General features: G+C 72.9%; 20 protein-coding genes and 1 tRNA gene. 10 read left to right on the forward strand and 11 right to left on the reverse strand.

Features of this window, described 5'->3' with window-relative positions:
- Positions 1 to 57 precede the first annotated feature (57 nt).
- On the forward strand, positions 58 to 573 hold the full coding sequence (locus tag U5640_RS29330) for a hypothetical protein (RefSeq protein WP_340379051.1): 516 nt from the start codon (positions 58 to 60) through the stop codon (positions 571 to 573).
- A gap of 530 nt (positions 574 to 1,103) precedes the next feature.
- On the opposite strand, the gene U5640_RS29335 is transcribed toward U5640_RS29330, so the two are convergent.
- Positions 1,104 to 1,176, reverse strand: a tRNA-Arg gene (locus U5640_RS29335).
- A gap of 321 nt (positions 1,177 to 1,497) precedes the next feature.
- Between U5640_RS29335 and U5640_RS29340 the strand changes: the two genes are divergently transcribed.
- From U5640_RS29340 to U5640_RS29355, 4 genes are all read left to right on the forward strand, one after another.
- Complete coding sequence (locus tag U5640_RS29340; RefSeq protein ID WP_340379053.1) at positions 1,498 to 3,105, forward strand: dynamin family protein; 1,608 nt, start codon at positions 1,498 to 1,500, stop codon at positions 3,103 to 3,105.
- Positions 3,106 to 3,108: 3 nt separating this feature from the next.
- Positions 3,109 to 5,037 (forward strand): YfjP family GTPase, encoded by a 1,929-nt coding sequence (locus U5640_RS29345; RefSeq protein ID WP_340379055.1) that lies wholly within the window; start codon positions 3,109 to 3,111, stop codon positions 5,035 to 5,037.
- Between the two features lie 305 nt (positions 5,038 to 5,342).
- Positions 5,343 to 5,825, forward strand: a complete 483-nt coding sequence (locus tag U5640_RS29350) for a single-stranded DNA-binding protein (RefSeq protein WP_340379057.1) — start codon at positions 5,343 to 5,345, stop codon at positions 5,823 to 5,825.
- A gap of 287 nt (positions 5,826 to 6,112) precedes the next feature.
- Complete coding sequence (locus U5640_RS29355; RefSeq protein WP_340379059.1) at positions 6,113 to 7,528, forward strand: thioester domain-containing protein; 1,416 nt, start codon at positions 6,113 to 6,115, stop codon at positions 7,526 to 7,528.
- Between the two features lie 37 nt (positions 7,529 to 7,565).
- Here the strand turns inward: U5640_RS29355 and U5640_RS29360 are convergent, their stop codons facing one another.
- Complete coding sequence (locus tag U5640_RS29360; RefSeq protein WP_340379062.1) at positions 7,566 to 8,177, reverse strand: DJ-1/PfpI family protein; 612 nt, start codon at positions 8,175 to 8,177, stop codon at positions 7,566 to 7,568.
- Positions 8,178 to 8,316: 139 nt separating this feature from the next.
- On the opposite strand from U5640_RS29360, the gene U5640_RS29365 reads away from it, so the two are divergent.
- The gene (locus U5640_RS29365) at positions 8,317 to 8,901 is read left to right on the forward strand and encodes a hypothetical protein (protein ID WP_340379064.1); all 585 of its coding nucleotides are present in this window, start codon (positions 8,317 to 8,319) and stop codon (positions 8,899 to 8,901) included.
- 30 nt (positions 8,902 to 8,931) lie between these two features.
- Here the strand turns inward: U5640_RS29365 and U5640_RS29370 are convergent, their stop codons facing one another.
- Positions 8,932 to 9,573 (reverse strand): hypothetical protein, encoded by a 642-nt coding sequence (locus U5640_RS29370; RefSeq protein ID WP_340379066.1) that lies wholly within the window; start codon positions 9,571 to 9,573, stop codon positions 8,932 to 8,934.
- 467 nt (positions 9,574 to 10,040) lie between these two features.
- On the opposite strand from U5640_RS29370, the gene ettA reads away from it, so the two are divergent.
- Genes ettA through U5640_RS29385 form a run of 3 tightly spaced genes read left to right on the forward strand, consistent with a single transcriptional unit; the run spans position 10,041 to position 12,796 of the window.
- Positions 10,041 to 11,705, forward strand: a complete 1,665-nt coding sequence (gene ettA / locus U5640_RS29375) for an energy-dependent translational throttle protein EttA (RefSeq protein WP_067244117.1) — start codon at positions 10,041 to 10,043, stop codon at positions 11,703 to 11,705.
- Positions 11,706 to 11,711: 6 nt separating this feature from the next.
- Positions 11,712 to 12,122: a thioesterase family protein gene (locus U5640_RS29380; RefSeq protein ID WP_340379069.1), complete on the forward strand. Its 411-nt coding sequence runs from the start codon at positions 11,712 to 11,714 to the stop codon at positions 12,120 to 12,122.
- A complete protein-coding gene (locus U5640_RS29385; RefSeq protein ID WP_340379071.1) occupies positions 12,119 to 12,796 on the forward strand; it encodes a hypothetical protein in 678 nt (225 codons plus the stop codon). Before U5640_RS29380 ends, U5640_RS29385 begins: the two co-directional genes overlap by 4 nt.
- A gap of 64 nt (positions 12,797 to 12,860) precedes the next feature.
- Here the strand turns inward: U5640_RS29385 and U5640_RS29390 are convergent, their stop codons facing one another.
- Entirely contained in the window at positions 12,861 to 13,265 is a 405-nt protein-coding gene (locus U5640_RS29390) for a globin (protein ID WP_340379072.1), read from the reverse strand.
- 149 nt (positions 13,266 to 13,414) lie between these two features.
- Here U5640_RS29390 and U5640_RS29395 point away from each other — a divergent pair, with 149 nt between their 5' ends.
- Positions 13,415 to 14,452: a methyltransferase domain-containing protein gene (locus tag U5640_RS29395; protein ID WP_340379074.1), complete on the forward strand. Its 1,038-nt coding sequence runs from the start codon at positions 13,415 to 13,417 to the stop codon at positions 14,450 to 14,452.
- Between the two features lie 21 nt (positions 14,453 to 14,473).
- On the opposite strand, the gene U5640_RS29400 is transcribed toward U5640_RS29395, so the two are convergent.
- The 7 genes from U5640_RS29400 to U5640_RS29430 all read right to left on the reverse strand — a co-directional run bounded on the left by U5640_RS29400 (position 14,474) and on the right by U5640_RS29430 (position 25,256).
- Positions 14,474 to 16,228 carry an FHA domain-containing protein gene (locus tag U5640_RS29400; RefSeq protein WP_340379076.1) on the reverse strand — a complete coding sequence of 585 codons (1,755 nt, stop codon included), beginning with the start codon at positions 16,226 to 16,228 and terminating at the stop codon, positions 14,474 to 14,476.
- Between the two features lie 60 nt (positions 16,229 to 16,288).
- Positions 16,289 to 17,635, reverse strand: a complete 1,347-nt coding sequence (locus U5640_RS29405) for a VWA domain-containing protein (RefSeq protein ID WP_340379078.1) — start codon at positions 17,633 to 17,635, stop codon at positions 16,289 to 16,291.
- Between the two features lie 85 nt (positions 17,636 to 17,720).
- Positions 17,721 to 18,956 carry a protein phosphatase 2C domain-containing protein gene (locus U5640_RS29410; RefSeq protein ID WP_340379080.1) on the reverse strand — a complete coding sequence of 412 codons (1,236 nt, stop codon included), beginning with the start codon at positions 18,954 to 18,956 and terminating at the stop codon, positions 17,721 to 17,723.
- A 3-nt stretch (positions 18,957 to 18,959) separates the two neighbouring features.
- Positions 18,960 to 21,458: a tetratricopeptide repeat protein gene (locus U5640_RS29415; RefSeq protein WP_340379082.1), complete on the reverse strand. Its 2,499-nt coding sequence runs from the start codon at positions 21,456 to 21,458 to the stop codon at positions 18,960 to 18,962.
- Positions 21,459 to 21,460: 2 nt separating this feature from the next.
- Positions 21,461 to 22,786 carry a hypothetical protein gene (locus tag U5640_RS29420; protein WP_340379083.1) on the reverse strand — a complete coding sequence of 442 codons (1,326 nt, stop codon included), beginning with the start codon at positions 22,784 to 22,786 and terminating at the stop codon, positions 21,461 to 21,463.
- A 62-nt stretch (positions 22,787 to 22,848) separates the two neighbouring features.
- On the reverse strand, positions 22,849 to 23,880 hold the full coding sequence (locus U5640_RS29425) for a glutamate ABC transporter substrate-binding protein (RefSeq protein ID WP_340379085.1): 1,032 nt from the start codon (positions 23,878 to 23,880) through the stop codon (positions 22,849 to 22,851).
- Positions 23,881 to 23,894: 14 nt separating this feature from the next.
- On the reverse strand, positions 23,895 to 25,256 hold the full coding sequence (locus U5640_RS29430) for a hypothetical protein (protein ID WP_340379087.1): 1,362 nt from the start codon (positions 25,254 to 25,256) through the stop codon (positions 23,895 to 23,897).
- Positions 25,257 to 25,287: the final 31 nt, after the last annotated feature.

Below are 25,287 nucleotides of genomic sequence, written 5' to 3' on the forward strand. Positions count from 1 at the left end.
TGGCCTGCATTCCCTGGTCAGGACGGCATCAAGGTCTGCTGCGCTGGAGCCGTCGTGGTGACCATCCTCAGGTGGGTGGAGCGCAACTCCCTGCCGGTCTCCGTCTGGGAGGAGCCGGAGAGGGTTGATGAGGTCCTGCGAGCCGTCGACACGCGCCTCGACGGCAAGCAGGCGGCGGCCTGGTCCAGGAAGCGTCACCGTCGGATCCTCAACGTCGTCATGAAGCACGCGATCCGGCGGCGGGTCCTGCGGGCCAACCCGCTCTCCAAGGGGAAGGAGACGACGAGCGTCACCAAGACCAGCAACGCCGTGGACAAGCGATCCCTCATGAACGCGGAGCAGGCGGCGGCGCTCCTCGACTGGATCCGGTGCCGGCCGCGTGGAGGGAAGCGGCTGCACGCGTTTTTCGCCACGCTGTACTACTGCGCTCTGCGGCCGGAGGAAGCCGTCGCCATGCGTGTGCAGTGGACCGACACAGGGGAGATCCACGAGGAACGTGACCTGAAGGGCCGTGCCGAGGGTGAGACGCGCACCGTGCCGGGGCATCCCACCCTGACGCGCATCCTGCGGTAGCACGTCGAGGACGAGCAGCTCAAGCCCGGTGATCTGCTGTTCCAGGGGGAGACGGGCGGCATTCTCGCCGGCTCGGTCATCCGCCGGGCGTGGCGCAGTGCGCGGAAAGCCGTTCTGCCTCCGCATGTGTTCGAGTCGCCCACTGGGAGGCGGGTGCACGACAACCGGCACACGCGCCTCACGAAGTGGCTCAATGACGGGATCCCGCCCGCCCAGGTGGGCTGAATGGGCCGGTAACAGCGTGCCGGTATTGCTGGCCACCTACGCCCGGTGCGTCGAGGGGCAGCTGCCTGACTTGAAACGGCGCCTGGAGGCCGCGGGGGATCTCCCCGAGCCGCCAGCTGCGGGCTGACGCACCTCGCGGAAAACTTCGACACGTATTCGACAGGGCCACCCGCGAAAACCCGGTTACAGCCGGACAGCCCCGGATCCTCCCCGCGATCATCGGGGGAGGATCCGGGGCTTCGGCGTGCGCATGAAACGTGCTCTGACCAGCAAAAATGCCCTCCCAAAGGGAGGGCGGAGACTTGCGCCCCCGGCAGGACTCGAACCTGCGGCCAAGCGCTTAGAAGGCGCCTGCTCTATCCACTGAGCTACGGGGGCCGGATGGGATGGCCTCGTACGTGCTGCCCGGGTGTGGGGCGATCCGTGACGTTGCCGGGGACAAGGATAGGGCTCCCGGTTCCTTGTCCTGGTTGCTTCGCCTCCGTGGCTCAATGTGGAGGTTCGGTGAAGCGGTCCTGATAATCGCAGGCAGGTGCGAATCGTGCATCGCTTTTGGCGTCTCGCAACCCGGGTGTTGTGCACTCGTTATGCCTGCGCTGTGCCTGTGTCCCAGTCGTCCCCTCCGCCCCTTCTGTCCTATCGGCGCGCAGACATGCCTATATGCTTCATAAATCCCCTAAAATTGGGCATTCTTCGCATGTGGTGACCTTGGACGTACGGCCTCAACTGCTCGACGCACTCTCCGCCCTGCGCGACCGTGTCGCCGCCGCACGCTACCCGCTGCCCCTGGCGGGCGCGCCACGCGCGCGTGCCAATCGCGACGAACTGCTCGCCCAGCTCGACGACTATCTGGTGCCCCGCCTGAGACAGCCCGAAGCGCCGCTCCTCGCCGTCATCGGCGGCTCCACCGGCGCGGGCAAGTCCACCCTCGTGAACTCCCTGGTCGGGCGGCGCGTCAGTGAGGCGGGCGTGCTGCGGCCGACCACCCGGACCCCGGTGCTGGTCTGCCATCCGGAGGACCATCACTGGTTCAGCGGGATGCGTGTGCTGCCCGGACTCACGCGCGCGTGGGTGCCCCATCAGGAGCCCACGGACGACCTCTTGCTCCCCGGCGAGGACGGCCGGCGCGTCCTGCGCATCGAGACCGCCGAAACCCTCCCGCCCGGCCTCGCCCTCCTCGACGCCCCCGACATCGACTCCCTCATCGCCGACAACCGCGCCCTCGCCGCCGAACTGATCTGCGCCGCCGACATCTGGGTGATGGTCACCACGGCGGCCCGTTACGCCGACGCCGTGCCCTGGCATCTGCTGCGCACCGCCAAGGAGTACGACGCCACCCTCGTCACCGTCCTGGACCGCGTCCCCCACCAGGTCGTCGCCGAGGTGTCCCGGCAGTACGGCGCCCTCCTCACCAAGGCCGGCCTCGGTGACGTGCCCCGCTTCACCGTCCCCGAACTCCCCGAGTCCGCCTGGGGCGGCGGGCTGCTCCCGGCCACCGCCGTGGCGCCGCTGCGGACCTGGCTCGTCCACCATGCCCAGGACCCCGGCGCCCGCCACCACGTCCTCGCCCGCACCGCCCACGGCGTCCTCGACTCCCTGAAGACCCGCATGCCGGAACTCGCCGGCGCCGCCGCCGCGCAGTACGCCGCCGCCCTGCGGCTCACCACGGCTGTGGAGAAGGCGTACGACAGCGAGTACGCGCGCGTGCGGGGCCGCCTGCAGAACGGCGCCGTCCTCGCCGGGGACGCCCTCAAACGCTGGCGCGCCTTCCCCCTCGACTGCACGGCCGGCGAACTCCTCGACGCCCTCGCGGAGAGCCTCGCCGCCCTCCTGCTGTGCGCCGTCACCGCCGCCGACGAACGCGTCGACGAGGCCTGGCGCCGCGAACCCGCCTCCGCCGCACCGGCCCTGACGGACGCCGAGTCCACCCCGGAACACGCCGAACACCGCATCGCGATGGCCGTACGGCGGTGGCGGCGCGAGCTGGAGGAGTACGCGGAGGACGAAGTACGCGCCCTGGAACGCGGCGCCGCACCCGAGCCCGAGGCGGTCGCCGCGCTCGTCGCCACCGCCCTGCTGGGCGGCCGCCGGGCCCGCACCGCGGGCGAGGGCCTCGCCGAACGGCTCGGCGCGCACGGCGCGCTGAGGCTCCGCGACCGCGGCGGACGGCTGCTCACCGAACATCTGGACCGCGTCCTGCACGCCGAACGCGAGCGCCGCCTCGCGCCCCTCGACGGGCTCGACGTCCACGCCGAACCCCAGGCCGAACTCATCGCCGCGCTGTCCGTACTGCAGAAGGAGAGGTGACCGGTGACCGCCGTCACTGACTCGGACCACACGGATCACACCGATCACACGGACCACACGGGGCGCTCGGATCCCTCCGGCCGCACGGCTGCGCCCACGGCCGGCCGCGACGCCGAGGTGCCCGGGAACGGCGGGCGCGGCGGGCCGCGGGACGCATCCGCGGACGCCCCCGAGCAGGCCGCTTCCCGTGCGGAGGCCGGTGGCGCCGATGCGGTCGACCCCGTCGCCGAAGCGGTCGACGCCTGGGACGACGGTCTCATCGCGCGCAGGGTGAACGAGGGCGCGGGCGGCGAGCACACCGGCCAGGTGCCGGTCCGCACCGGTGGCGCGCCCGCCGCGGGCCCGCCCGTCTACGACGGCCCCCTGCGGTCCCGGCTCGACGCGCTGCGCGAACTCGTCGGCCTGTCCCGTACCCGCCTCGACAACCGGACGCTCGCCGAGGCCGGCCGGGTGCTCGACGAGGCGGCGGCGCGGCACAAGCTCTCCGGGCAGCACACGGTCGTCGCCCTCGCCGGCGCCACCGGCAGCGGCAAGTCCCAGCTCTTCAACGCCCTCGCCGGGGTGCCCATCTCGGAGACCGGCGTCCGGCGTCCGACGACCGCCGCGCCCATCGCGTGCAGCTGGAGCGACGGCGCCGCGAGCCTCATCGACCGCCTCGGCATCCCGGGCCGGCTGCGCCGGCGCCCCGTGCAGAGCGCGGAGGCGGAGGCCCAGCTGCGCGGACTCGTCCTGATCGACCTGCCCGACCACGACTCCGCCGCCGTACAGCACCGCGAACAGGTCGACCGCATCCTGAAGCTCGTCGACGCGGTCGTCTGGGTGGTGGACCCCGAGAAGTACGCCGACGCCATGCTCCACGAGCGGTATCTGCGCCCTCTGGCGGGGCACGCGGAGGTGATGTTCGTCGTCCTCAACCAGGTCGACCGGCTGCCCGGCGAGGCCGCCGAACTGGTCCTCGACGATCTGCGCCGGCTCCTCGACGAGGACGGCATCGCCCTCGGCGAGTACGGCGAACCGGGCGCGACCGTCCTCGCCATGTCCGCGCTCACCGGGGACGGCGTCGGCGAACTGCGCGAACTGCTCGGGCAGTTCGTCACCGAGCGGGGCGCGGCGGGCCGCCGGGTCTCGGCCGACGTGGACGCCGCCGCGGCCCGGCTGCGGCCCGTGTACGTCACCGGGCAGCGCACCGGGCTGAGCGAGGAGGCGCGGGAGGAGTTCTCCGACCGGCTGGCGGACGCGGTGGGCGCCACCGCGGCGGGCGAGGCGGCCGAGCGGGCCTGGCTGCGCAACGCGGGCCGGGCCTGCGGGACGCCGTGGCTGCGGCTGTGGCGGTGGTGCCAGTCCGGCGGGGACCCGGTCACCGGGCGGCTGCCGGCCCGCGCCCAGGCCGACGAGGAGGCCACGGCCCGCCAGCGGGTCGAGCAGGCGGTGCGCACGGTGTCCGAACGGGCCTCCGCCGGGCTGCCCGCGCCCTGGGCGCAGGCGGTACGGGAGGCGGCCGTACGCGGCTCCCAGGGCCTGCCCGAGGCGCTGGACGAACTCGCCGCACGCGCCGGGCTGCCGCCCGGACGGCCGCCGCGGCCGGGGTGGTGGCCGGTGGCGGTGCTGGCGCAGGCGGCGATGACGCTGCTTCAGGTCGTCGGCGGCCTCTGGCTGGCGGGGCAGATCGCCGGGGTCATGGCCCCGAACCTGGGGGTGCCGGTGCTGCTGATGATGGCCGGGATCGTCGGCGGCCCCTTGGTGGAGTGGAGCTGTCGGCTGGCGGCCCGGGGCCCGGCCCGGCGGTACGGGCAGGACGCGGAACGCCGACTGCGGGAGGCCGCCGCCGGCTGCGGCCGGGCCCGGGTCCTGGACCCGCTGGCGGCGGAGCTGCTGCGGTACCGGGAGGTACGGGAGCAGTACGGGAGGGTGGTGGGCGCGGGGGTGCGCTGAGCCGGGACGGGGCGGCGGGGCCGGGGGGATCCGGGCGGCGTCTGCCAGGGTCTGCTCAGGGGTGCGGGGGCGGGCGGGGCCGGGACGTGATCCGGCCGGGGCCGCGTGGCTCACTCGTCCGGGTGACGGGGTTGTCCACAGGCGGGCGGTCGTGCACAGGGCGCGGCGGGCTCGGTCCGGTGGCGGCAGTCTGGCGGTGCGGCGATCGCGACGGACGCGGTCGGCGCGGCCAGGCAGCCGTACGGGACGGGCCCGTACGCGTGTCCGCCCGGCGGGACGGCCGGGCTGAGGGAGGGATTCGAGACATGAACGAGACGATCGTGTGCGCGGTGGGGAACGTGGCGACGCAGCCGGTCTACCGGGAGCTCGCGGCGGGGCCGTCGGCCCGGTTCCGGCTGGCGGTGACCGCGCGCTACTGGGACCGGGAGAAGGGCACCTGGGCCGACGGGCACACCAACTTCTTCACGGTGTGGGCCAACCGGCAACTGGCCGTGAACGCGGCGGCGTCGCTGAACGTCGGCGATCCGGTGATCGTGCAGGGCCGGCTCAAGGTGCGCACGGAGACGCGGGAGGCGCAGCAGAACCGGACCTCGGCGGACATCGACGCGGTGTCGATCGGCCATGACCTGGCCCGCGGCACCTCGGCTTTCCGGCGCTCCGTCAGGCCCGAGCCGGCCGCTGTCGGCGCCCCCGCGCAGCCCGAGCCCGACTGGGAGGCGCCCGCGCCCGCGACGGACTCCGGCGGCGCGGGAGCCCAACAGCCGCGTGAGGCCGTGGCCGTGACGTGAGATCGGGTCACCCGAGGGCGGGCGGCGCCCCGGGCCGACGGGCGGGCGGCTTGTCGGCGGATCCCTCCGCGTGGGACCGGTGGATTTGTCGATAAGTGCGGCCCGTTCCCCGCCTGTTGGCGATCTTGGGGATAACGATTCCGAGTCGGATCACCCATCCGATGACAGGACCGGGAAACCGGGTGCGCGGGCGTCTCTAGGATGCCGATCGTGGCTCACGGGGCTTCTGATGCTGCTGGCGGGACCGTACCCCCAGGTCAACGAGTCCTGCTCGAAGGGGAATTACGTTGATTTCTTCGTTCTCCGCGCCGTTCGCGCGCACGCGCGGTGCCGCCCGCCTCGCCGCGTCGGCACTGGTCGGTGGATTCGTCGCCGTCGCGGGAGTGACCGCCGCCGCGAGCCCGGCCGCCGCCGACGAGACCGCGCAGACCCCGGGCGGAGCCACCGCCACCATGGGCGGCCTCAAGACGTACGGCGCCGCGGTCCTCCATGACGACGGCGGGGACCAGGAGATCTCGGCGGGCCTGTTCGAGATGTCCGTCGACGGCGGCGGCACCCTCCAGACCTACTGCGTCGACCTGCACAACCCCACCCAGCGGGACGCGAAGTACCAGGAGACGCCCTGGAGCGGCACCTCGCTGGGCGCCGACGACGACGCGGGCAGGATCCGCTGGATCCTGCAGAACTCCTACCCCCAGGTCAACGATCTGGCCTCGCTGGCGACGAAGGCCGGCATCTCCGGCGGATTCACCGAGCAGGACGCGGCGGCGGGCACCCAGGTGGCGATCTGGCGCTACTCGGACGGCGCGGACGTGGACGCCGTCGACCCGCAGGCCGAACAGCTCGCGGACTACCTCCAGAAGGCCGCCCGCGACACCGCCGAGCCGCAGGCCTCCCTGACGCTCGACGCGCCGGCCGTCTCGGGCCGCCCCGGCGAGCCCGTCGGACCGGTGACCGTGCACACCGACGCGAGCGCGGTGACGGTCACCCCGCCGCTGGACGCCGGGATCACCGGGGTGCGGATCGTCGGCAAGGACGGCAAGCCGGTCACGACCGCGACGAACGGCAGCCAGCTGTTCTTCGACGTGCCCGCCGACGCCGACCCCGGCTCCGCCGCACTCACGGTCCAGGCCTCCACGACCATCCCCGTCGGCCGCGCCTTCACCTCCGACAGCCGCAGCCAGACACAGATACTGGCCGGCTCCAGCGAGTCGACCGTGTCGGCGACGGCGAGCGCGACCTGGGCGCAGCAGGGCGCCGTACCGGCCCTGTCGGCCGCGAAGAACTGCGCCAGGAGCGGTGTGGACATCACCGTGGCCAACCAGGGCGACGAGGCCTTCACCTTCGCGCTGATGGGTGCCGAGCACGCCATCCCGGCGGGCACCACCCGGACGGTGACGATCCCGCTCCAGGAGGACCAGCCCTACGACTTCACGATCACCGGTCTCCAGGGCGCCCAGTCCCGCTTCACCGGCCTCCTGGACTGCCTGACCCGGACCGCGGAGACGGCGAACGTGACCACGCAGACCCTCAGCGACCCCAGCCCTGCCACCGTCGGGGGCACCGCCGCCTCCGCCACCGACACCAACCTCGCCGAGACGGGCGGGTCCAGCGGCACTCCGATCATCGCGGGCACGGCCATCGGCTTGGTGGTGATCGGCGGAGCGGCCCTGGTCCTGGCGGGCCGCAAGGAGAACGCGTGAGGGAGGAGCGGCGGGCCTCGCCGCTCGTGGCCGGACGTCAGCGCAGTGCGGCGGCCTCGCCGCTACGGACCGCTCGCAGGGCGCGTTCCACGGTCTCCTCGTTCTCGCCGACGGGGGCGACGTAGTCGAGGACGCCCCGCGCGGCGTCCAGGCCGACCGTCCGGCCGATCACCCAGGTGGCGAGGTACTGGGAGGCCAGACAGCCCCCCGCCGTGGCGATGTTCCCCTCGGTGTGGAAGGGCACGTCCAGCACGGTGACCCCGCAGGCCTCGACGAACGGCCGGCTCGTGCGGTCCGTGCAGGCGGGCATCCCGTCCAGCAGCCCGAGCCGGGCGAGCACGAGCGCGCCGGAGCACTGCGCAGCGATCAGCTGCCGCGCGGGATCGAGCGGCAGCCGGGCGAGCAGCCGGTCGTCGGCGGCCACCTCCCGCGCCTTGATCCCGCTGCCGATCAGCACGACGTCGGCCTCGGAGACGAACTCCAACGGCCGCTGCCCGCTCACCTCGACGCCGTTCATCGAGGTGACCCCGGGCGTCGGCGTGGTGATGAACGCCTCCAGTCCGTCCTTACGACACCGGTTGATCAACGCGGAGGCGACGAAGCTGTCGAGCTCGTTGAACCCGTCAAAGGTGACCACGGCGACCTGCACGGTTCCTCCTCACGGCACAGCACGGCACGGCACGGCACGAGAAGCCACAGTCTGGCAGCCGTGTGCGGGGCCCGGGTGAAACTTCCGGCGCGGGAGGGCCGTCGTATCGGTTGTGACGGAAACATGCGCACGACGCCGAGTGAGGTGGTCGCCGGCCGTCGCCGCGGCGACGGGCACCGGAGCCCTGGCGCTCGCCGCCGTGGCGGGCTGGAGCAGCTTCCTGCTGGTCGTGCGGGGCCGGGTGTTACCCGGCTGGGGTGCGAGCGCGGCCTTCCTGGTCCTGGCGTTGGTCCTGCGCCTCGTCCTCGCCCGCAGGAGCCGCCGTCCGGGTGCCCCGGCGCTCCCGCCGACGTACGCGAGGGGGGTACGGCTGGGCGGCTGGCTGCTGACCGGCCTGGCCGTGCTCGGCGTCGCCTGGGGAGCGATGGACGACCTGATCTCGGACGCGAAGTACTACGTGCTGAGACCTGCGGGCCCGGAGGGCTGCACCGCCGTGGTGCGGGAGACGTCCTTCCTCGTGCTGGGCACCGCCGAGGCCTACGCGGTGGGGCCCACCGGTCTGGCCCTGGGCCCGGCGGGACACTGGACGGTCGACGACAACGGCCGGCCCGTCGGGGCGGGCGCTTACGCACTGACCTGGGGGCGGGACGGGGGCCGTCTGCAGGTGGACGGCGCGGCCGGTGATCCGGTCTTCGACGGGGGAGCGGTCGACATCGACTGCTGACGGCGGCACGGAAAAGACCGCCGCGATATCTCAGTCGAACCTGACGCAATAGACGAACGGGACGGCGGCCGTGCGGCGACCCGATGTCAGATCGATCGCGCGAACCTGGGCGTTCGGGTTTCCCGGAGCGCACGGTCCGGTGAATCCGGGGACGAATCCGAAGCTTCCGCCGGCATATCCGGAGTGCCTGGTGGCCGTGATCGTCCAGGATTTGCCGACCGCTCCGGAAAAGACGAGACGGACCTGGCCGTTCACATTGAAGTGGTCGCCGCTGACCTTGAGGGTGCCGTTCTCCGTGGTGATCCACAGCCGCACCGCCAACCGCCGGTCGTCGGCCCGGCTGTTGTCGTACCGCGCCTGCGCGCGGGTCTGCGGGGTCACACACGTCAGGTCGTCGGAGCCCCACGCCTCACGCCAGACGTAGCCCTGCTTGCAGTAGCCGTTCGGGAGGGTCCGGCCCGGGGCCAGAGCATTGTCGTTCGCGGTGTCCGTTCGGGTCTGCGGCGTGACGCACACGACGTCACCGGCCCGCGCCTCCCGCCAGACGAACCCCTGTCTGCAGGTGTTGGGCCCGTAGTCCTGGGCGCCGGCGGTCGACGGCGCGATCAGCCCGCCGGCTGCCCCGGCGGCGATCACCATCGCGGCGGCCATGAATCGCCTGAACACAGTCATACCTCCACAGTTCCGAGGTCGCTATGGTTCTATCGTCTGCCGGTGCCGCGGGATCATCAAATTATGCGAAAAGTGCCAGAATTCAACGGATTCGACTGTCAAATGTCGAACGCTAATCAATTGCGACGCGGTCGCGTCCCCAGGGAATGCTGAAATGCATTCGTGTTCACTTCAAGGTGCCGCTCGCCGCCGGGCAGGGTGACCTCGAGCGGCGGCACGGCACCGGCCGACGACGATTGATCAACCCCGGGCCGTCTCCGGGCCGTCTCCGGGCCGTCTCCGGGACGGGCGAGGGCGACCGAGGGCACGCGGCAGGGACCGGCACCGACGGACGTCCCGCACCTGTCACCTACGGAACCCCAGGTCAGCGGCCCCCGCCCGGACGGGTTTCCCCCCAGGGGTAGCCGTCCGGCAAGATGGGGGTGTATCTGCCCACTGCCAGATTTCAAGCTGCCGGACGGTTTCTCTTGGCTGAGTACATCTACACCATGCGCAAGACGCGCAAGGCACACGGCGACAAGGTCATCCTTGACGACGTAACGCTGAGCTTCCTGCCCGGCGCGAAGATCGGTGTGGTCGGCCCGAACGGCGCCGGTAAGTCCACCGTTCTGAAGATCATGGCGGGCCTCGAGCAGCCCTCCAACGGTGACGCGTTCCTGTCGCCCGGGTACAGCGTCGGCATGCTGCTCCAGGAGCCGCCGCTCGACGAGTCCAAGACCGTCCTGGAGAACGTGCAGGACGGCGCCGCCGAGGTCATGGGCAAGCTCAAGCGGTTCAACGAGGTCGCCGAGCTGATGGCGACCGACTACTCGGACGCGCTCCTCGACGAGATGGGCAAGCTCCAGGAGGACCTCGACCACGCCAACGCGTGGGACCTGGACACCCAGCTGCAGCAGGCCATGGACGCCCTGGGCTGCCCGCCCGGCGACTGGCCCGTCACCAACCTCTCCGGTGGTGAGCGCCGCCGCGTCGCGCTGTGCAAGCTGCTGCTGGAGGCCCCCGACCTGCTGCTGCTCGACGAGCCCACCAACCACCTGGACGCCGAGTCCGTGCAGTGGCTGGAGCAGCACCTCGCCAAGTACCCCGGCACCGTCGTCGCCGTCACCCACGACCGGTACTTCCTCGACAACGTCGCCGAGTGGATCCTGGAGCTCGACCGCGGTCGCGCCCACCCCTACGAGGGCAACTACTCCACCTACCTCGACACCAAGGCGACCCGTCTCAAGGTCGAGGGCCAGAAGGACGCCAAGCGCGCGAAGCGTCTCAAGGAAGAACTGGAGTGGGTGCGGTCCAACGCCAAGGGGCGTCAGGCCAAGTCCAAGGCCCGTCTCGCCCGGTACGAGGAGATGGCGGCCGAGGCCGACAAGATGCGGAAGCTGGACTTCGAGGAGATCCAGATCCCGCCGGGCCCGCGCCTGGGCTCCATCGTCGTCGAGGTCAACAACCTCTCCAAGGCCTTCGGCGAGAAGGTTCTCATCGACGACCTCAGCTTCACGCTGCCGCGCAACGGCATCGTCGGCGTCATCGGCCCGAACGGCGCCGGCAAGACCACGCTCTTCAAGATGATCCAGGGCCTCGAGACCCCGGACTCCGGCGACATCAAGGTCGGCGAGACCGTCAAGATCTCGTACGTCGACCAGAGCCGCGAGAACATCGACCCGAAGAAGACGCTGTGGGCCGTCGTCAGCGACGAGCTCGACTACATCAACGTCGGCCAGGTCGAGATGCCGTCGCGGGCGTACGTCTCCGCCTTCGGCTTCAAGGGCCCCGACCAGCAGAAGCCGGCCGGTGTGCTCTCCGGCGGTGAGCGCAACCGCCTGAACCTCGCGCTCACCCTCAAGCAGGGCGGCAACCTGCTGCTCCTCGACGAGCCGACCAACGACCTGGACGTCGAGACCCTCTCCAGCCTGGAGAACGCGCTGCTGGAGTTCCCCGGCTGCGCCGTGGTCGTCTCCCACGACCGGTGGTTCCTCGACCGGGTGGCGACCCACATCCTCGCCTACGAGGGCGACTCCAAGTGGTTCTGGTTCGAGGGCAACTTCGAGTCCTACGAGAAGAACAAGATCGAGCGGCTCGGACCGGACGCCGCGCGTCCGCACCGCGCCACCTACAAGAAACTGACCCGGGGCTGATCGATCTTGCGGCACCTCTACCGCTGTCCGCTGCGCTGGTCGGACATGGACGCGTACGGTCATGTCAACAACGCGGTCTTCATCCGCTACCTGGAGGAAGCCCGTATCGACTTCCTCTTCCGCCCGGAGAAGGACTTCCAGCAGGGGTCCGTGGTGGCGCGCCACGAGATCGACTACAAGCGCCAGCTCGTCCACCGGCACTCGCCCGTGGACATCGAGCTGTGGGTCACGGAGATCAGGGCGGCGTCCTTCACCATCACCTACGAGGTGAAGGACGGCGACCACGTCTACGTCACGGCGTCGACGGTCATCGTGCCGTTCGATTTCGCGGCACAGCGACCGCGCCGGATCACGGCGGAGGAACGCGAGTTCCTCGACGAGTACCGCGACGACGCCGAGGAGGCCGTCGCCGCATGACGGTGCTCCACCTCGCCGACGAGGGGGAGGCGGCGGACCTCGCGGCCTTCCTCTCCCGGCTGCTCCACTACGACCGTGGAGCCGCGGTGCGCCTCCAGGCGGCCGGGACGGCCCTGGCCGTGTTCGGCCGGCCGCCCTCCTTCGAGGTGCTCGCGATCCGTGCCGTACGTCTCGCCAAGCCGTACGAGGACGGCCTCGACGTCACCCTGGACGCCACCGTGTCCGCGGGGCAGCTGCTGGAGACGGTGGCGGAGAGCGCGGCCACGGCCGCGGTGCCGCCCGCCGTCACCGGGCCGCCGTGGGCCGGCGTCCTGCCGCCGCGTGGCGGCTGGCGGTCCGAGGCGGGGCTGCCCACGCCCGACGCGCTGCGGGCGCTGGTCGGCTCGGCCGTCGCCGAGTTCCGGGGCCGTACCGAGGAACTCGCCCCCGAGGGCCGTACCCGCGCCGCACTCGACCTGATCGGACGGGACATCTGGTCCCGCACGGTCGGCGACACGGGGCTTCCGGTGCGGGCCGTGCACGCGGCCCAGTCCCTGGGCTTCCTGCGTCCCTCGGCCGGGGCGCGGGACCTGGCGCTGCTCTCGCTCGGCTCCTGGCTGCGCCTGCGCACGCCGTACGGCTCGATCGCGGTGCGTCGGGCGGGGCTCGGAGCCCTGGACGTCAGCGTCCGCTGACCCCTGCCGCCCGGCCCCTGCCCCTGATCCCTGGACCAAGATCCCCGGCCCGGATCCCTGACCGTCAGTCGGCCGTGTTCACCATGGACGCGGCGGCGTACGTCAGGTACTTCCACAGCGTCTCCTCGTGCTCCTCGGAGAGCCCGAGCTCGTCGACCGCGTCCCGCATGTGCTTCAGCCAGGCGTCGTGCGCCGCCCGGTCGACGACGAACGGGGCGTGCCGCATGCGCAGCCGCGGGTGGCCGCGGTTCTCGCTGTACGTCGTGGGGCCGCCCCAGTACTGCATCAGGAACAGCGCCAGGCGCTCCTCCGCGGGGCCCAGGTCCTCCTCCGGGTACATGGGCTTGAGCAGGGGGTCCTCGGCCACGCCCTGGTAGAAACGGTGGACCAGCCGGCGGAAGGTCTCCTCCCCGCCGACCTGCTCGTAGAAGGTCTGCTCCTGAAGCGTGCCGCGCCGAATCTCTTTCACCTCCCCATGGTCTCAGACGGGGGGACCGAGGACGGAGGGCGTAGGACCGCCGCCGGCCCCGGCCACTCGCCTCCCGGCCGCTCGCGCCGTCCCGGCCACTCGCCTCCCGGCCGCTCGCCTCCGCGTGCGTTCCGCAGCACAGTGGAGGCATGGGTGGGCGCATGGGCGGGCGCACAGGTGGGCCCGCGCTCGACCGCGGTCTCGACGATCTCGCCGCCTCGGCGCGGGCCGCGATGGTGCGCGCCGTCGACGCGAGCGGGGCATTCGCCGCCGATCCGGGCTGGCGGGAGGCGTTCGGGGCGGTCCCGCGCCACCTCTTCGTGCCGTACTTCTACGTCAGTGCCGGCGCCGGAGGGTTCGAGCGGTGCTGGGGCGAGAGCCCCGACCCGCGCGTCCGTGAGCGCTGGGTGCGCGGCGTCTACGAGGACACCCCGCTGGCCACCCGGCTGCGCGACGGTGAGCTGCTCACCTCCAGCAGCCAGCCCTCGCTGATGGCGCTGATGCTGGCCGAGCTGCGGGTCGAGCCCGGCGACCGGGTGCTGGAGATCGGGGCGGGCACGGGCTACAACGCCGCGCTGCTGTCGTACCGGCTCGGTGACGACCACGTCACCACCGTCGACCTGGACCCGGAGATCACCGAGTCCGCGCGCCGCCATCTCGCCGCCGCCGGACACCACCCGACCGTCGTCACCGGGGACGGCGCGCGCGGGGTGCCGGAGCGCGCCCCCTTCGACCGGATCGTCGCGACCTGCCGGCTCGCGTCCGTGCCGCGCGCCTGGATCGCCCAGTGCCGGCCGGGTGCGCTGATCCTGGCCCCGCTGGCCACCGGCCTGGTCGCGCTGACGGTACGGGACGCCGGGCACGCGGAGGGGCGCTTCCTGCACACCCCCGCCTACTTCGTGCCCCTGCGCGGGGCGAGCCGCCCCGCGCCCGAGCCGACCGTGCCGAACGGGGTGCCGCGCCGGGCGGGGGAGAGCGACCTGTTCCGCTTCCTGCTGTCGCTCACCCGGGGCAGCCTCGAACCCCAGGAGGCGTACGCCCTCTGGGAGCGCGAGGGCATGCCGGACCGGCGGCGTTACGGCGTCACGGTCGGCGTGCGGCGCGCCTGGGCCTGGCTGGACGATCCGGAGGGGCCGTACGCCTGGCCGCTGCCGGGCTCGTCGGGGGCGCGGCTCGTCGAACCGTAGCCCCCGACGCGCGGGACGTGCTCAGCCCCGGCGGACCGTGATCGTGGTCCAGGCGCCCACGTGCACCCGGTCGCCGTCCTGGAGCGGTACCGGGACGAACGGCTGGATCGGCTCCTCGCCGCCGTTGACCGTCGTACCGTTCGTCGAGTTCTGGTCGACGACCGCCCAGGTGCCGTCCGGCTGCTGGACCAGGACCGCGTGCTGGTGCGAGACGCCCGGGTCCTCCGGCGGCACCGAGAGGTCTATGTCGGGGGTCTCGCCGGTGGAGTGCCGGCGGCGGCCGATGGTGACCTGGTTGCCGGTGAGCGTGCGCTGCTGCTCGGGCGAGTACGCGGGCAGGTTGAGCCCCGCGGCCTCCGGGCCGGAGCGGTGCATCATCGCCATGAAGTAGGCGCGGTCCGGGCCGATGGTCGCCGTCCAGGTCGCCGGCTGCTGCGGGTACGCCGGGCCGGGCGGGGGCGGTGCCTGGGTGGAACCGGGCTGCGGGTAGCCGTAGCCGCCGCCCCCCTGGCCGCCGGGGCCCTGGCCCTGGCCGGGCGGGGAGATCACCCAGTCGTCGTCGGCGCCGCCGAAGCCCTGGCCGCCGGGCTGCGGCCGGCCGGTCTCCTGGGGGAATCCGGGCGGGGCCGTCCGGCCTCCCGGGCCCGGAGGCTGGAAGGCCTGCGGTATCCCGGGACCGCCCGGACCGCCCGGCCCACCGGGACCGCCCTGACCGGGCGGCGGCGGGGCACCGAACATACCGGGACCGCCGGGGCCACCAGGTCCACCGGGGCCCGAGGGGTCACGTCGGAAGGGGTCCGCGTGCGGACCCGAAGGCTCACGCGCGAAGGGGTCGGCGGAGGGCCGGCCACCGGGACCGGAGGGCTCACGCCCGAACGCGCCGGGTCCACCGGACGTACCGCCGGGACCGGACGGGTCCCGCCCGAACGCGCCGGGGCCGGACGGACCGCCCGGCCCACCGGGCTCGTTCCCGTACGCTCCCGGCCCGGGGGACGTGACTCCGGGCTCACGCCCGAACGCCCCGGGACCGCCCGGACCACCGGGCTCACGCCCGAACGCCCCAGCACCACCGGGACCGCCCGCATTACCCGGACCACCCGCATTGCCCGGACCACCCGGACCACCCGGTCCGCCCTGACCACCCGGCTCACGCCCGAACGCCCCGCGACCGCCGGGGTCGTTCCCGAACGCGCCGGGACCACCGGAGGTGACCCCGGGTTCACGCCCGTAGCCACCCGGACCACCCGGACCGCCCGGGCCCGACGGGGCGTTCCCGAACGCGCCGGGGCCCGAGGGCCGGGACGGCTCGCCGCCGAAGGGCGGGATCGGCTCCGCGGGCCGGTTCACCTGCGAGGGCCGTGAACTCTGGTAGTCGAAGGAGTCGCTGCCGCCGAAGGACGGCGGCGGCCCCTGGAAACGCCCACCGGGACCACCCGGGCCGCCGGGACCACCCGGGCCGCCGGCCGGCGGGCGCGGGGCGGCCGGGGTGTACGAGGTCGCCGTGTTGGTGAGGAAGTTCCACCGGCACTCCTCGCAGAACGGCGCACCGCCCTCACGGGGCGTCCGGCACTGCGGGCAGAGCTCCGCCTCGTGGCCGGGCGCGCCGGACGGATGCCGTCCGCCGCCGGGCTGGGTGTTCTGCGGGGGCGGGAAGCCGTAGCCGCCCGTGGGGGGCGGGGGCGGCGGGGGCGGGGGTACGGCACCGGCCATGCGGTGACCGCAGACCTCGCACCAGTCGTCGGAACCCGACTGGTGTCCGTTCGGGCAGGTCGGCATGTCGGCGCGTCCCCCTCTCTCCTTCGGTGACCGCTTCGGTGACCTCGTGGTCGTCTGACGTCACTTCTTTACACGAACAGTCTTGGTGGACCGGGTCTCGAGAGTCATCTCGTCCGCCTCCGCGACCTTCGCCTTCAGTCGCACAGTACCTGTCGTGGCGTCGACCACGTCCACCACCTTCGCAAGCAGTTTCGCAGTATCGGCGTTCCCCGAGACGCTCGCGAGCTGGACGGCACGGCCCAGTTTGGCGGTCGCTCCATCCATATCACCTGATTTACGAAGGTCCAGGCCCTGCTGGATGACCTGTGCCAGTTCGGCCTGACCCGTGTAGTGCGCGACCTGTGGGTTGATCGACGTCGAGGCCGCCATGTCGTCGGTCCACACGGCCCGTACGAGCCCCTGCGCACCCAGGTTCTGGACCGAACCGTCCGGCTGCGGGACGACCAGCGAGACCCGTGCGGCCAGCATCTCCTGGCCCAGGTGGGCGGCCGGGACCTCGACGCACACGTGGTAGTCGCGGGACTCGTCGCCCCAGGAACCGGTGGGGTAGTCGCCGGCGCGCGGGCCCGCCTCGGTGCGGCGGTCGGTGAGCTGCTCGACGGTCGGGGCGACCTGCTTGACGAACTTGATCGTGGTGCCGACCGGGGTCCACAGGCGCAGCGCGACGTCCGCGACCTCCTTGCCCATCGCCGTCTCCATCATCTGCGTGAAGTCGGCGGCCAGCCCGGCCGGGTCGGCGACGATGTCGGCGGTGCCGAGCAGGGCGGAGGCGATCCCTGTGACTTCTTTCACTTCCCAGTCGGTGCCCACACCGCGGGCGTCACAGGTGAACCGGCCCGCGCACTCGTCGAGGGCGGCCCTGAGGTCCTGCGGCGACTCGTGCTCGTTGCGGCCGTCGGTGAGCAGGATGCCGTGCCGGATGCCGGCCTCGGTCGAGGACAGCAGCCGGTCGGCCAGCCGCAGCCAGGTGCCGATCGCGGTGCCGCCGCCCGCGCTGAGCCGGCGCAGCGCCTGCTTGGCCTGGGCCCGGGTGGTGGCGTCGGCGACCGCGAGCCGCCCGCCGCCCGGGTAGACCTCCTTGGCGACGTGCGTGCCGCCGATCACCGCGAACTGCACTCCGTCGCGCAGGGTGTCGACGGCGGCGGCGGTCGCGTCCCGCGCGTTGCGCATCTTCGCCGACGGGTAGTCCATCGAGCCGGAGCAGTCCACCATGATCGCCACGGCGGCCGAGGGGCCCTGGCCGGGCGCGTACAGGTGCGGTGCGGTGACCGCGGTGCCGACGGTGCCGCCGCCGGTGGCGGTCACCGTGACGATCGCGTTCACCTCACGCCCGCCCTCCGGCAGGTACTCGTTCTGGTAGACGTCCACCGAGAACTGCGGCACGTTCGATTTCGAGAAATTGGCCATGGCTGATCGAATCCCCCTCGCAAGGTGCGGACCGGTCCCCTCCGGCCCGTGGGCGTGTCACCCGTGGATGTCCCCGTTTGCGCCCTCAGGCGTTTCCTGCCCCCTGAGGAGGTGCGGGGAACGGTACGACGGCCACTGTTACGTTGTCGTGGCCCCCGCCGTCCAGGGCGTGGCCGACGAGGACCTGGGCGCAGTGCAGTGGTCGTACGGCGGCGTCGGGGGTGACGACCTCGGCCATCTCCTCGGCCGCCTCGGCGTAGTTCCACAGGCCGTCGGTGCAGACCACCACCACACCGGGGCGGTCCGGCTTGAACGACGCGGTGTGCGGCTCCAGTTCGTAGGCGTCGGCGCCGAGCCAGCCGGTGATCGCGTGGGCGCGTTCGTCGGCGTACGCCTCCGCCTCGCTCATCAGGCCCGCGGCGACCATCTGGGCGGCCCAGGAGTCGTCCTCGGTGAGCCGGGCCGGGGGAGTGGCGCGGTCGGCCGGCACCCAGTAGGCGCGGCTGTCGCCGACCCAGCCGACGACCAGCAGTCCCTGGGTGACGACCGTGCCGACCAGGGTGCAGGCGGGGGAGTTCTGGTGCGGGGTGTGCTCGCGGGCGGTGGCGGGCTCGGCGGCCAGCGCGTTGACCGCGTTCGCGGCGGCGACGATCGCCTCGTGCATCGCGGCCTGCGGATGGGCGCCCTGCGGCAGGGCCGCCAGCAGCGCGTCGCCGGCCGCGCGGGCCGCGGCCATCGAGGCGTCGTCGGGGCGGGTCGCCGAGGAGACGCCGTCGCAGACGATCGCGACGAGCGCCGGGGAGCCGTCGGGCAGGGTGGCGTGGCCGAGGCTGAAGGAGTCCTCGTTGCGGTGGTGGCGCAGCCCGCGGTCGCTGACGGCGGCCACCGGGCCCGACTCCAGTTCCATGTGGTCGCGTTCACGCGGCTGGGCGTGCCCGCAGTTCTCGCAGTAGCCGTCGTCGTCGACCCGCCCGGCCCGGCAGGCCACGCACACCTTGACCGCGCCGGCCTCGGCGGCGACCCGCGGGTCCGGCGCCTGCAGCGGGTACTCCTCGGGCTCGGCGGGCCGGTCGAACCGCACTCCGCCGGTGGGCGGCGCCGCGGGCGTGGCCCATGCCGCGAGTGCCTCCGGGGCGGCCGGTGCCGCCGGAGCCGCGGGGGCGGTCGTGCCGTTCATCGCGAGGGTCGGGTGGTCGTCCGGGCGGCGCGGCACGACCGACAGGTCGTACCCGCAGGCGCCGCAGTAACGGTCACCCGCGTCGAGCGGCTCCGCGCAGCTCGGACACGTCGGCAGGGCGGCCTGCCGGGGCATCTGGGACATCAACTACACCCACGTCCGGGGGCGGTAACGATTGGCACGTTCCACCAGGTCGATCCTCTCCTCACCGCGCGTCGCCAGCCGCGCCAGCGTGCGGTACGAGCGCTCCAGGCCGAAGCGCAGCCCCCGCTCGTCCAGCGGGGCGCCGAGCAGCGACCGCCGGGCGTCCGGGCCGGAGCCCCGGCCCCCGGAGAGTATCCAGTCCAGCGCACAGCCGAGGACTTCCGCGGACAACTGCTCCCGGCGCGTGGGGTCCAGGCCGTATGCGTCGAGCGCCTCGACCTGCGCCGCCGCCGCGGTGAGATCCTCCTGGAAGGGTACGTCGGCGGCGGCCGCCGTCCGCTGCCTGAGCCGGGCCCGCACCGCGGCGACCCGGGCCGCCGTGTAGTGGATGGACGACTCCGGTACCGACTCCAGCGTCCGTACGGCAGCCCGCCGGTCGCCGGAGGCGAGCTGCACGCGCGCGAGACCGAACGCCGCGCTCACATAGCTCGGGTCGGTCGACCACACCAGCCGGTAGTACTCGGCCGCGTTGTCCAGCTGGCCCAGCACCTCGGCGCACAGACCGAGCGCCAGCTTGGGCGCGGGCTCCCCGGGGAAGGCATCGTAGATCGCGTCGAAGGCGAGGGCCGCGCCCTCGTGGTCGCCGGTGGCCAGCGAGGCCACCCCCCGGTACCAGACCACCCGCCAGTCGTCGGGCCGTTCGTCCTCCAGCCGGGACAGGGACTGCAGCGCCGTCTGGTGGTCGCCGTTCTCCAGCCAGGCCCGGACCTGCCGCAGCCGGGTCTCCACGGACGGCGCGGGAGCGGCCGTGAGGGCCGTGATCAGCTCGCCCGGCGCGGAGGCCGAAAGGCCCGCCAGGAAGCCCGCGTTGGGGTCGGCCGCATCCACGTGCGGCACGGGGAGCGCGAGCCCGGCCGCGGGTGCGGGGACGGTCCGCACCAGGCCCGGGGCGAGGGCGGCGGGCACGCCGGCCGTCGCAGCGGCCGTCGGCGTGGAACGCGCGCCGGTGCGCGGCGAGATGACGACTCGTGCCCCCAGCCGGGACACCTCCCCGTCCAGCTTCGGGAACAGCTCGCTGTCCGTGACCTTCACCTCGGGCCCGAACAGCGTCGACAGGGCCGGCCGGGCCGTGCCGCTCTGCACCGAGACGACCTCCCGCAGCACCCCCGTGAGCTGCTCGGCCATCTCCTGCGCCGAGGCGAACCGGCGGGCCGGATCGGGATCGGTGGCGCGCACCAGCAGCCGGTAGAACGACTCGTACCGGCGGAACACCTCGATGGTGTCCGGGTCGGGCAGCGAGTCGGCGAAGACCGTCGTGTAGCCCTGGAAGTCGAAGGTCAGGACGGCCAGCGTGCGGCCCACGGTGTAGAGGTCGCTGGCCACCGACGGGCCGACGTCCGCCACCTCCGGCGCCTGGTAGCCGACCGTGCCGTAGATGGCCGACTCCTCGTCGTCCATCCTGCGCACCGCGCCCATGTCGATCAGCTTCAGCTGGTCCTCGGTCTGGATCGCGTTGTCGACCTTGAAGTCGCAGTACAGCAGGCTGCGGCTGTGCAGGTGCCCGAGCGCCTCCAGGGCCTCGATGCCGTACGCGCACGCCTGGTCCACCGGCAGCGGGTCCCGCCTGCCGTCGGCGGTACGGCGGGTGTTGGCGATCTCCTTGAGGGACTTGCCGCCGACGTACTCCATGACGATGTAGCCGTCGAGCGAGCCGGTGCGCTGGTCGAGGTGCTCGACGAAGTTGTAGATGCGCACGATGTTGGCGTGCTCGATCTCGGCGAGGAAGCGCCGCTCGGAGATCGCGGCGGCCATCGCGTCCTGGTCGCCGGTGTCCAGCAGGCCCTTCAGCACCACCCAGCGGTCCGCGACCGCCCGGTCCACCGCGAGGTAGATCCAGCCCAGCCCGCCGTGCGCCAGACAGCCCGCGACCTCGTACTGGCCGTGCACGACGTCCCCGCCGCGCAGCTTCGGGACGAACGAGTAGGGGTTGCCGCACTTGGTGCAGAAGCCCTCCGTGCGCCCCGGCAGGTCACCGCGCGAACGGCCCACGGGCGCCCCGCAGTCGGAGCGCGAGCAGAACCGCTTGCGCTCGGGCACCTCCGGGTCCTCCAGCACCATGGCGCGCGGGTCGGGACGCGGCACCTGCGGCACCGTCACCAGACCGGCCCCGAGCCGCGCCCGCCCGGAGGAGCCGGCCGTCGAGCCGGAGCTGCGCACCGACACCGAGCGCCCCGTCGCCTTGCCCGACAGGGAGCGTGAGAGCCGTCCCGACACCGAGCGGCGCGACTTCGACGACTCCGACGACGTACGCGCACTGCGCGCGCTGCGGGAACTGGCCGGGGTGCTGGAGCTGCCGCGGCCGCCGCCGGGCGAGCCGTCCAGGCCCCCCGCCGAGACGACCGGGGCGAGCCCGCAGGTGTCGCAGTACAGCTCGCCGCCGCCCACGTCCTCGTACGACCCCTCGCAGCCCGGCCGCTGACATGCCTGCCCCGCCTGACTCATGGCTACCGCTCCCCCCTGTGGTCCTGAGGACCGCCCTGCTCCGGTACGCGCGGGGCGGCCAGCAGTTCGGCGGCCGCCCGCTGGTAGCGCAGGACGGCCTGTTCGGCGACGCGCAGATCGCAGGGCGCGCTCCACAGCATGCGGCGCGCCGCGTCGTAGCGCTCGATGAGGAACGGGTCCTCGGCGAGGCCGTGCCGGGCCACCTTCGCCTTGTACGCGTCGAGCCGGCCGCGCAGCTCGGCGCGCACCGCCAGCGGCGCGGTGACCGCGGTGAGCGACTCGCGGGCCCGCAGCAGTTCGTCCTCCGCCTTCCGCTCCAGCGACTCCAGCAGCGGGGACAGCCGGTGCCACTGCGCGTGCCGGCGGTACTCGGCGGCCGTCGCCAGCTGCTCCTGGAGCACGGTGGGCGGGCCGCTGACCACCGGAACCTCCGTCGCCGCGATCTTGGCGAGGACCTCCCCGCGCGCGGTGCGCGCCTCGGCGAGCGTGCGGTCGGCCCGGCTGAGCACGTCCCGCAGCCTGACCAGCCGCTGCTCGGCGTCCTGGCGGACCGTCAGGACCGCGTCGATCTCGCGCCGCACCTCCTCCAGGGCGCGCGCCTCACGGTCGTACACGGTGGTGTCCGGACGGCCGCCGCCGGGCGCCGAACTGCCCTGCGTCGGCACCCAGTACGCCAGCGGGTCCGACACCACCTCCTCGCGCAGCCGCGTCAGCGTGCCCGTGATGCGCTCCAGGTCGTCGCCCGCCGGATGCTCGCCCGGCCGCACGCCCACCGAGTGCGCGAGCTGCCGGGTGCGCTGGAGCTCCGCGGCCAGTAAATCGATCCGCGCGGGCAGCGCCGACCACACCGCGTCGGCGGCGACGACCATGTCCAGCGAGGAGGCGTACAGCTCGTTCATCGTGTCGACGAGGGCGGCCAGGGAGAAGCTCTGGCTGAGCTTGCCGGCGCCGATCAGCGCCGGCGCGTTCGCCGCGGCCGTGGCCGAGCCGGCGACCGTCACGGACTCGCCGCGCAGCAGCTCCGTGAGCTCCACCAGGTCCTCGCGGCTGGACCAGCGGCGGCGCGAGCGGATCTCCCGCGCCGCGCGCAGCGCGTCGGTGTACGCGTCGAAGTACGCCCACAGCAGGGTGATCTGGGCCTCCGCGGCGCCCCAGCGCCGCTCGGTGACCCCGGTCAGCCGGGCGCCCTCCAGGAGCCGTCGGCCCGCGTGGTCCTGCAGGGCGAGGAGCGAGGTCTCGATCGCCTCGTGCTCCGCGCCGAGCCGCGCCAGCGCACGGTCGACCTCGTCCCGGTCCATCACCGGCCCGGGGGCTCCCGTGACGCCCATCGATCACCTCTTTCGCCGCCGTGCGGGTCGTTGCCCCGCTGTGTCGCCTGCCTGTCGGTCCGTCAGCTCTTGCGCAGATACACGGGAGGCGGCGGCTCCGACAGCTTGGCGTCACGGTCCAGTGTCGCCGACAACCACTTCTCGTACGACGCCTGCCAGCCGTTCGCCCGGTACTCCACGAGGATCTGGTTGACGCGGCTGACCAGGTCGTTCGCCTTCAGGTTCATCGCCACGCCGTAGTACTCGGTCGTGAACGGGGCCCCCTTGAGCTGCACCGTCGGGTCCTGGGCGGCCTGGCTCGCCGCGAGCGCGCCGTCGGTGACGACCGCGTCGACCTCGCCGAGCTGCAGCCGCACCAGGCAGTCCAGCTGACTGGGGACGACCGTGTCGAGATTCACGCTCCTGGGTATCCGGCCCGCCGCCTTGTCCGCCCCGAGACGGAGGAAGGCGGTCGAACCGGACGCCGTGCAGATCCTCTTCCCGGCCAGGGTGGCGTCGTACCCCTTGATCGAGGAGGACTTGGGGGCGAGGACCTGCTGGCCGGTCTTGAAGTAGGGCGCGGAGAACGCGACCTGTTTGATGCGATCGCAGTTGATGGTCATGGTGCGGACGACCATGTCAACCTGCTTGTCCTGGAGCGCAGGGATGCGCTGGTTGGTCGGGATGGCCTTGAACTGGACCGCGTTCCGGTCGCCGAGGATGTCCTGGGCGATCCGGTGCACCAGGTCGATGTCGAAGCCCTCCAGCTCCGTGCCCGCGTTGTTCGGGTCGCGGTAGCCCCAGCGGTAGCTGTTCTGGTCGACGCCGACGATCAGCTTGCGCTTCTCGCCCTTACGGGCCTTGATCGCGTCGATCGTCGGGCCGTCCGCGCCCGACGGCGGCAGTGTCTGCTTCTCCGGGTCCGGGCACTTGGTGTCCGCCGCGGGGGAACCCGCGGCGATCCGCGGGCCCGCCAGACCGGTCGAGCCGTCGCCCCGGTGGCCGGTGGTCAGCGGCAGCAGCAGAACACCGGTCAGCGCGAGGGCGCAGACGGACGCCAGGGCCCCCACACCGCCCCAGCCCTTCAGGCCGTCCCGCACACGTCGTGCACGCATCGTCGCGCCCCCTCTCACCGGTACTCCGACAGCCTGCGGCCGATGCCGAGGACCGCGCCCGCCGCACCCAGCAGCGCGAGGACGGCCGCGCCGGCCGTCAGACCGGTCATCGCGTCCAGACCGTCCCCGGCCGCCAGCTGGAACTCCTTCTGCTCGTGCGTGAGCGCCTTCTCCAGGTTCTCGTCGACGCTGTCGAAGCACTCGGCGGTCGCGCCCTTGTCACCGATCACCAGGGCCAGCGCCTGCTCGTAGTTGCCGTAGTCGTCCTGCTCGCGGGCCGCGGAGTGGCGTGTCTTCCACACCTTCATGTTGCCCTGCGCCGAGGCGACCGGGTTGCGGCCCGCCCGGTCGTCGGCGAGCTTCGCCGCCTGCGCGAGGCGGGTGGCGAGGTCGTCGATGTCGGTGGTGAAGTCGTTGTCGTACTTGTCGACGGTCTTCTCCTTGCCGTCGACCGTGATCTTCTCGGTCTCGGCACCGCGCGCCACCAGCGTGAGGTTCTCGTTGCCGCGCGCCTTCAGGGACGCGATCCGCGCGTCGTGCAGCACCTTCAGCGAGCGGACGCCGTGGTCGTAGGAGTCGTTCAGGCCCGCGCGGGCCACGGTGTGGCCGACGACGAGCCACAGCAGGACGACGGCGGCGGCCGCGGTCGCCGAGACCAGGCCGTGGTTCAGGACCCGGTTCGTACGGCGGTAGTTGCGGTGCTGCGCCCACGCCAGGGCGGCCAGCGTCAGGACGCCCAGCGCGATCGCCGCCCACGGGTAGGGGGTCGCGTCGGCGTAGTCGACCTCGAGGCGCCGGTTCTCCATGGTGTAGAGCTTCCGCGCCTCCGGGAGCATCTCGTCCTGCATCTTCTGGTTGGCGTAGCGCAGATAGGCGCCGCCGACCGGGAAGCCCTGCCGGTTGTACGTCCGGGCGCGCTCGACCAGGCCCTTGTACTGCGGGAGCAGGGTGTTGAGCCTGGTGACGGAGTCGGCGGAGGGGGAGTCGGGGTCGGAGCTGCCCGCCGCCCTCACCAACTCGGCCGCCGCCTTGTCGATGTCGTGCTCGTACTGCTTGCGGGAGGTGGCCGTCTCCTGGCCGCCCGCGAGGAAGCCGCTGGATGCCGCGGTGTTGGCGTCGGCCAGGGAGCGGTAGATCTCGGCCGCGGACGCGCTCAGCGGCTGGCTCTTGTGCAGCACGTCGTCGGCCGCGGCGGCGCGGTCGGCGGTCTGCCAGGCCGTGACGGCGCCGAAGGCGATCACGAGGAGGGCGAGGACCGCGCCGATGATCCGGAGCCGGCCGGGCTCCGTCGTCGCCGCGGCGCGGGCCTTGTCCACGCCCTCCGCGAACGCCGTGCGGCGTGTCGGTGGAGTGGCTGCTGCCGGTTCTGCCACCACGTTCTGACCTCCCCCATGGTCATGCTTCGCC

Origin of the sequence: Streptomyces sp. SS7 (genome assembly GCF_037993025.1) — a bacterium.
In the GTDB taxonomy this organism is placed as follows: Bacteria; Actinomycetota; Actinomycetes; order Streptomycetales; family Streptomycetaceae; genus Streptomyces.

Bases quoted from the DNA above. Each gene is read 5' to 3' on its own strand.
- U5640_RS29415 (WP_340379082.1), bottom strand. From the start codon at position 21,458: ATGAGTCAGGCGGGGCAGGCATGTCAGCGGCCGGGCTGCGAGGGGTCG.
- U5640_RS29350 (WP_340379057.1), top strand. From the start codon at position 5,343: ATGAACGAGACGATCGTGTGCGCGGTGGGGAACGTGGCGACGCAGCCG.
- U5640_RS29410 (WP_340379080.1), bottom strand. From the start codon at position 18,956: ATGTCCCAGATGCCCCGGCAGGCCGCCCTGCCGACGTGTCCGAGCTGC.
- U5640_RS29400 (WP_340379076.1), bottom strand. From the start codon at position 16,228: ATGCCGACCTGCCCGAACGGACACCAGTCGGGTTCCGACGACTGGTGC.
- U5640_RS29425 (WP_340379085.1), bottom strand. From the start codon at position 23,880: ATGCGTGCACGACGTGTGCGGGACGGCCTGAAGGGCTGGGGCGGTGTG.
- U5640_RS29405 (WP_340379078.1), bottom strand. From the start codon at position 17,635: ATGGCCAATTTCTCGAAATCGAACGTGCCGCAGTTCTCGGTGGACGTC.
- U5640_RS29395 (WP_340379074.1), top strand. From the start codon at position 13,415: ATGGGTGGGCGCATGGGCGGGCGCACAGGTGGGCCCGCGCTCGACCGC.
- U5640_RS29420 (WP_340379083.1), bottom strand. From the start codon at position 22,786: ATGGGCGTCACGGGAGCCCCCGGGCCGGTGATGGACCGGGACGAGGTC.
- U5640_RS29385 (WP_340379071.1), top strand. From the start codon at position 12,119: ATGACGGTGCTCCACCTCGCCGACGAGGGGGAGGCGGCGGACCTCGCG.
- U5640_RS29370 (WP_340379066.1), bottom strand. From the start codon at position 9,573: ATGACTGTGTTCAGGCGATTCATGGCCGCCGCGATGGTGATCGCCGCC.